The organism is Actinotalea sp. JY-7885 (assembly GCF_014525465.1).
In the GTDB taxonomy this organism is placed as follows: Bacteria; Actinomycetota; Actinomycetes; order Actinomycetales; family Cellulomonadaceae; genus Actinotalea.
On record NZ_JACEXH010000180.1, the window covers coordinates 1 to 6,199 of the forward strand.

Annotated in this window: 7 protein-coding genes and 1 pseudogene; 4 read left to right on the forward strand and 4 right to left on the reverse strand. The window is 74.3% G+C overall.

Features of this window, described 5'->3' with window-relative positions; all coding sequences use genetic code 11:
- The 3 genes and pseudogenes from IDM29_RS13915 to IDM29_RS13925 all read right to left on the reverse strand — a co-directional run.
- Positions 1-339, reverse strand: a pseudogene (locus IDM29_RS13915) (hypothetical protein); the annotation flags it as partial.
- Positions 336-914 carry an ECF RNA polymerase sigma factor SigK gene (gene sigK / locus IDM29_RS13920; RefSeq protein ID WP_255491728.1) on the reverse strand — a complete coding sequence of 193 codons (579 nt, stop codon included), beginning with the start codon at positions 912-914 and terminating at the stop codon, positions 336-338. The gene sigK and the pseudogene IDM29_RS13915, both read right to left, overlap by 4 nt.
- A 103-nt stretch (positions 915-1,017) precedes the next feature.
- Complete coding sequence (locus IDM29_RS13925) at positions 1,018-2,307, reverse strand: copper amine oxidase (RefSeq protein WP_182112945.1); 1,290 nt, start codon at positions 2,305-2,307, stop codon at positions 1,018-1,020.
- A 197-nt stretch (positions 2,308-2,504) separates the two neighbouring features.
- On the opposite strand from IDM29_RS13925, the gene msrB reads away from it, so the two are divergent.
- The 4 genes from msrB (at position 2,505) to IDM29_RS13945 (ending at position 5,539) form a co-directional block, all read left to right on the forward strand.
- A complete protein-coding gene (msrB, locus tag IDM29_RS13930; protein ID WP_182112946.1) occupies positions 2,505-2,915 on the forward strand; it encodes a peptide-methionine (R)-S-oxide reductase MsrB in 411 nt (136 codons plus the stop codon).
- A gap of 61 nt (positions 2,916-2,976) precedes the next feature.
- A complete protein-coding gene (locus IDM29_RS13935) occupies positions 2,977-3,576 on the forward strand; it encodes a hypothetical protein (RefSeq protein ID WP_182113991.1) in 600 nt (199 codons plus the stop codon).
- A gap of 340 nt (positions 3,577-3,916) precedes the next feature.
- Positions 3,917-4,531: a DUF47 domain-containing protein gene (locus tag IDM29_RS13940; RefSeq protein ID WP_182112947.1), complete on the forward strand. Its 615-nt coding sequence runs from the start codon at positions 3,917-3,919 to the stop codon at positions 4,529-4,531.
- A gap of 6 nt (positions 4,532-4,537) precedes the next feature.
- Positions 4,538-5,539: an inorganic phosphate transporter gene (locus IDM29_RS13945; protein WP_182112948.1), complete on the forward strand. Its 1,002-nt coding sequence runs from the start codon at positions 4,538-4,540 to the stop codon at positions 5,537-5,539.
- Here IDM29_RS13945 and IDM29_RS13950 read toward each other — a convergent pair.
- A partial coding sequence (locus IDM29_RS13950; protein ID WP_188037659.1) for a histidine phosphatase family protein occupies positions 5,529-6,199 on the reverse strand: 671 nt, incomplete at its 5' end. The two genes, IDM29_RS13945 and IDM29_RS13950, sit on opposite strands and share 11 nt — an antisense overlap.

Genomic DNA, 6,199 nt, shown 5'->3' on the forward strand with positions numbered 1-6,199 from the left:
GGACCGCACCCCGGGCGTCGGGGCCGCCGTGGGCGCGGCGGCCTCCTGCGGGGTCGTCACGACCTCGGCGAGGACGGCCGCGCGCACGTGGTCGGGCGCGGGCGTCGCGGAGGCGCCTGCCAGCTCGGCGACGGTGGCGCGGAGCTCTGCCAGCTCGGCGGCGGCGTCCGCGTCGCGCGCGACGAGGTGCTCGACGGCGCGACGCTCGAGGTCGTCGACGGCGTCGAGCGCGTAGGCGGCGAGCAGGTCGCGCGGGCTCGCGTCCATGCCGTCGCCACCGTCCGTGACGTCGTCGTCGCGTGCACCGCCGCGGGGTCCGTCGGGGTCCCGGTGGGTCATGCCGCCACCCCCAGGCAGTCGCGCAGCCGGATCAGCCCGTCGCGGATGCGGCTCTTGACGGTGGGGAGCGCGGCGTCGAGCTCCTCCGCGACCTCGCGGTAGGTGCGCCCGCCGTAGTACGCGAGCACGACGGCGTCGCGCTGGGTGTCGGTCAGGGTGCCGAGGCAGCCGCGGACACGCGCACGTTCCATCGTGTCCTCCACCTCCTGCGAGACGACGTCGAACGGCGCGTGGTGCTCGCGGTCCAGTGCGCGCTGGTCGCGGTCGCGCTGGGCCTGGACGGCCCGGACGCGGTCGACCGCACGGCGGTGGGCGAGCACGAGGACCCACGTGCGGACCGTGCCCTGGGCCCGGTCGTAGCGGGCCGCCGTGCGCCACACCTCCAGCATGACCTCCTGGCTCACCTCGGCGGCGTGGTCCGGGTCCCGCAGGACGGACCGCGCGACGCCGTGGACACCCGGGGAGACGAGGTCGTACAGGTGCGCGAAGGCCTGCTGGTCGCCTCGGGCGACGGCCGCCATGAGCACCTCCGCGCCCGGGCCGGGCGCCTCGTCGGTGCCGGGAGCGTGGGCCACCCACCGAGTCTGCCAGGCGGCGGGCGGACCGCACGGTCGGGACGAGGGCATGCAGGTGGTGCGGGCCGACCCACGGCCCGCACCACCTCGCGCGCGGGTCCGGTCAGCCGACGAGCGCGACCTTCAGCGAGTCGATGGCGCCCGCGAGCGTCTCGACGTGGTGGGTCAGTCCTTCGGCGACGGTGTCCGCCGGCAGCTCCCCGGCGCTCACCTCGGCGAAGAAGGCGCCGGCGGCCGGCCGGTAGCCGTCGAGGGCGACGAGCGCGGCCTGCGCGCCCTCGGTGTCGTCCCCGGCCGTCGCGACCGCGTAGTCGACGAAGTACCCGATGTGCTCACGCCACAGGTCGAGGAACGCCTCGCCGTGCTCCGGACCCGCGAGCGAGCCGACGGCCTCGGACAACGCGACGGAGTTGCCGTCGAGCTCCGCGGCGGCGGCCGCGAAGGCCGGCGACCCGGTCGCGCCGTCGTCCGTGTAGGCGGTGAAGACCGCGGTGCTCGCGAGGTAGACGTGCTCCTGGAGCAGCTGCGTCAGGCCGGCGCGCAGCGTCGAGGCGGCGTCGGCCGGGTCGCCCTCGAGGTCCAGCGCCGTGTCGAGCCCGCCCGCGATCGTGCCGGCCGCCATGGCGACGTGCTCCGAGGCGTCCTGGAGCTTGGCGTAGGCGGTCGGGTCGCCCGCCGCGAGGGCGTCGATCGCCGCGCCGAGCGTGGTGATGTGCATGCCGAGCGACTCGGTGATGGCCGCGGCCGGGAGGTTGCCGGCGCTGATCTCCTCGAAGAACTGGCCGGCCGAGACGGTGTACGCCTGCAGGTCGGCCAGGGCCTGGTCCTTGCCGGCCTGGTCCTCGCCCTTCGCCGCCACGGCGTAGTCGACGAAGTTGCCGACGTGCGAGCGCCAGAGCTCGAGGAACGCGGCTCCCTTCTCGGGGCCGGCGAGGCTGCCGATCGCCTCCGAGAGGTCCACCGAGTTGGCGTCGAGGGTCGCGGCAGCGGCCTCGAACTCCGGCGAGTCCGGTGCTGTCGCGTAGGCCGTGGCGACGGCCGTCCCGGCCAGGTACACGTGCTCCTGGAGCAGAGCGGTGAGCTCCGAGCGCAGGTCCGCCGCGGCCGAGCCGACGTCGCCCTCCGTGCCCGTCGCCGCGGCCAGGCCGGTCGCGAGCGTGAGGGCGGTCGGGGCCATGTGCTGCGCCGCGGTGCGGGCGTCCGCGAACGGGTCGCCCGTGCTCATCGGCACGATCGCCGCCTCGGTCATCTCCATGTCCTCGGACTCGGCGACGGGCGCCCGGCCGGTCTCGTCCGCGGCGGGCGTCCCCGCCGAGCAGGACGTGAGGGCGAGGGAGGCCGCCACCGCGGCCACGACGGCGGCGGTGCGGGTGGTGCGGGTGGGGGTGCGCATGAGGTGCTCCTGAGGTGGTCGGGCGTCGTGTGACGGTGCTGTCGGAGGTGGTTCGGAGCAGCACCCCCGTCGGATGGGTCGCGCCGTGGAGCCGCCGGTGCCGATGGGGCGCCGGGACCAAACGCGGGGTGTGCGGTGTTGGGCTCGGTGACGCGGACGTACGCTCGACGACGTCCGCCCGACGAGGAGGCCAGAGCATGGGTTACGAGGTCACGAGGTCCGACGCGGAGTGGCGCGAGGAGCTCTCGCCCGAGGAGTTCGCGGTGCTGCGCCAGGCGGGTACCGAACGCCCCTGGACCGGCGAGCTGCTCGACGAGAAGCGCGTGGGTACGTACGCGTGCCGGGCGTGCGGGCAGGAGCTCTTCCAGGCCGAGACCAAGTTCGACTCGCACTGCGGCTGGCCGAGCTTCTACGCCCCGAAGGCGGGCGACGCCGTCGAGCTCCTCGAGGACCGCAGCCTGGGCATGGTGCGCACCGAGGTCCGCTGCGCGCGCTGCGGCTCCCACCTGGGCCACCTGTTCGACGACGCCCCGCAGACGCCCACGGGCGACCGGTACTGCATGAACTCGGTCTCGCTGACGTTCGCGCCGCAGGGCGGCGCCGCGTGAGCCGGCCGCACACCGCCGGGGGGCGCCCGTGAGCGAGCGGCGCCACCCCCGACGCCCCGCGATGCTCGACCCGCGCGCGGCCGACGAGCTGCCCGGCGACGTCGACCCCGCCGTGCGCGCCGAGGTGGCCCACACCACCGCGAACGCGCTGGTGCACCAGGGCCGTGCGGCGGAGGACCCCGAGATCGTCGCCCGGCTGGTCCGCCTGGTGGAGGCCGAGGGCCTCGACACCGTCGCGGGGATGTGGGCCGACAGCCCGGCGAACACGCTGCCCGGCTCGCTGTGGCGGCTGTACGTGCTCCGGGAGATGGTGCGCCGCGACGCGCCGACCATCTCCGAGCGCTACCGGATGGGCGTCGCGCGCGCCGAGGTCCACGACGCGGTGGCTGGCGTGGCCAGCCCGCCCGGCCCCGCCGAGGTGACGGAGGTCGTCGACGCCGTGCTGTCGGGCGTCTACGCCGGGGACCTCGCCGTCGCCCTCGAGCGCGGGGCGGCCTTCTGCCGCGTCCTCGCCACCGGGGCGGCGATCGACGCCGACTACCACGACGAGCACGACACCGACCTCGCGGGCCGCATGACCCACGGGGCCTCGGGCCTCGTGCGCACGGCCGAGGAGCTGGAGCACGCCGCGCAGCTGTGGCGCGCGGGCGTCCTGGACTAGGCGTCGCTGCCGCGGCGCCGCGGCGCCGCGGCCCGCGGGCCCGGCTCGGGGTGAGATGCCTCACCCTGGCGGGGGTCGCCCCCGGGGGCGCCGCGGGTAAAATGGTGAGCGACGTCGGGCCGCGGTAGCCCCGGGCTCCACACAGAGCCGCTTCGAGCGGCCTTCGCGCCGACAGGCGCTCTGCGGTCCGGCGTCATCACTACCGCACCTCACATCGATGCTCACCGAGGTGTCCCGGGACACCGCGCTGTGGCCGGGGCGACACCCGGCGGGTTGTACGTTCACCGCGCGGCTGCCCTAGCCTGTGCAGGACCGACACCCCTCCAGACGGAGAACTTCTGTGCGCCTGACTCCGCGCAACACCACCTTCTTCGACCTCCTGGCCGAGTCCGCTCGTCACCTCGTGACCGGCGCGGACCTGCTCAGCCAGCTGCTGGGGGCCGAGCGCTCCGGGCGGAAGGCGATCGCCGACCAGCTCCGCGATGCCGAGCACGCCGCCGACGAGTCGACGCACTCGATCATGCGCCAGCTCAACCAGACGTTCGTCACGCCGTTCGACCGCGACGACATCTACGCGCTCGCGTCCGGCCTCGACGACTGCATGGACCACATGGAGGAGGCCGGGGACCTCATCGTCCTCTACAAGCTCGACGCCCTCCCGGCGCTGGTCAGCGACCAGGTCGACGTCCTGCGCCGGTGCGCCGAGCTCACCGCCGACGCGATGCCGCGGCTGCGCTCGATGAAGGACCTCAACGAGTACTGGGTCGAGATCAACCGCCTCGAGAACCAGGCCGACCGCACGTACCGCAAGCTGCTCGCCGAGATGTTCAACGACGGGACCGACGCGATCGAGCTCATGAAGCTCAAGGAGGTCGTCGACGCCTTCGAGGCCGCCGCCGACTCGTTCGAGAAGGTCGCGAACCACGTCGAGACCATCGCGCTCAAGGAGTCCTGAGCTCCGGTGGAACTCGCGCTCGTCGTCGTCGTCGTCGCCTTCGCCCTCGGCTTCGACTACACCAACGGCTTCCACGACGCCGCCAACGCGATCGCGACCTCGGTCTCGACGCGTGCGCTGACGCCCCGCGCGGCGCTCATCATGGCTGCCGTCTTCAACATGATCGGCGCGCTCCTGGGGACCGGCATCGCCGAGACCATCGGCAGCGGCATCATCGACGTCTCCGAACGGCCGGCGCACACCGCGCTGATCATGGTGTTGTCGGCCGTCATCGGCGCGATCGTGTGGAACCTCATCACGTGGTGGTTCGGCATGCCGTCGTCGTCCTCGCACGCGCTCATCGGGGCGCTCACGGGCGTGGGCCTGGCCTCCGGCATCACGGTGCACTGGGAGGTCATCCTCAACAAGGTCGTCATCCCGATGCTGCTCTCGCCGGTGGTCGGCTTCGGCCTCGCCTTCGTGCTCATGGTCGGGCTGCTCTGGCTGTTCAAGAACGCCAACCCGCACAAGGTCACGCGGCGTTTCCGCATCGCGCAGACGGCGTCGGCCGCCGCGATGGCGCTGGGCCACGGCCTGCAGGACGCGCAGAAGACGATGGGTGTCATCGTCCTCGCGCTCGTCGCGGGCGGGTACCAGGACACCCACGACATCCCGCTCTGGGTCAAGATCGCCGCGGCGCTGGCGATCAGTGCGGGCACCTACTCCGGCGGCTGGCGCATCATGCGCACGCTCGGCCGCAAGGTGATCGAGCTCGACCCGGCGCGCGGGTTCGTGGCGGAGTCGGTCGCGGCGGGCGTGCTCTACACGACGGCCTTCGTCTTCCAGGCGCCCATCTCGACGACGCAGACCATCACGTCCGCGATCATGGGCGTCGGTGCGACGAAGCGGCTCTCCGCGGTGCGCTGGGGCGTCGCCGGCAACATCGCCGTCGCGTGGGTCCTGACGATCCCCGCTGCCGCGGCGGTCGCGGCCGGCATGTTCTTCCTGCTCGACGCCATCATCGGCTGAGCGGGTCGTCCGGCTCCCCGCTGGGGGGCCGGTGGATCTCGAACGCCACGGCCCGCGCCGAGCGGTCCAGGTGCGCGACGACGGCCTCGCCGGGTCGCAGCCACGGGTTCTCGGCCGGCAGCTCGCCCGACGTCCACCTCCGGCCGCTGGCCGCGAGGGCGGCGAGCACCGTCGGGAGCACCGGGCGGTGCGTGCACACCGCCACCGCGCCCGCGCCGTCGGCGACGAGCGCCGAGGCCACCTCGCGCGCACCCGACGGGTCGTCCCGGTACGCGTCCTGCGAGAGCACGACCTCCTGGCGCAGGGCGGCGCCGCTGGCCTCCACGTACGGCGCCACGGTCTGCAGGCACCGTGACCACGGGCTCGTCACGACCTCCGAGACGCCGAACGCCGCGAGCACCGGCACGAGCGCCTCGGCCTGCGCGACGCCGTCGCCGGTCAGCGGACGGCTCGCGTCCGAGCCGTCCCAGCGCCCCCGCTTGACCGCCTGGCCGTGGCGGGCGACCGCGAGCGCCCGCGTGGCCAGGCGCCCGCGCTCCCACAGGTCCACCACGCCCGCCAGCGGCGCCCGGTCCGCTCGGCGTGTGAGCAGGTCCGCGGCGGTCGGGGCGCTCACCCAGACGAGGTCGTCGATCTCCGTCAGCTCGGCGCGCGGCACCG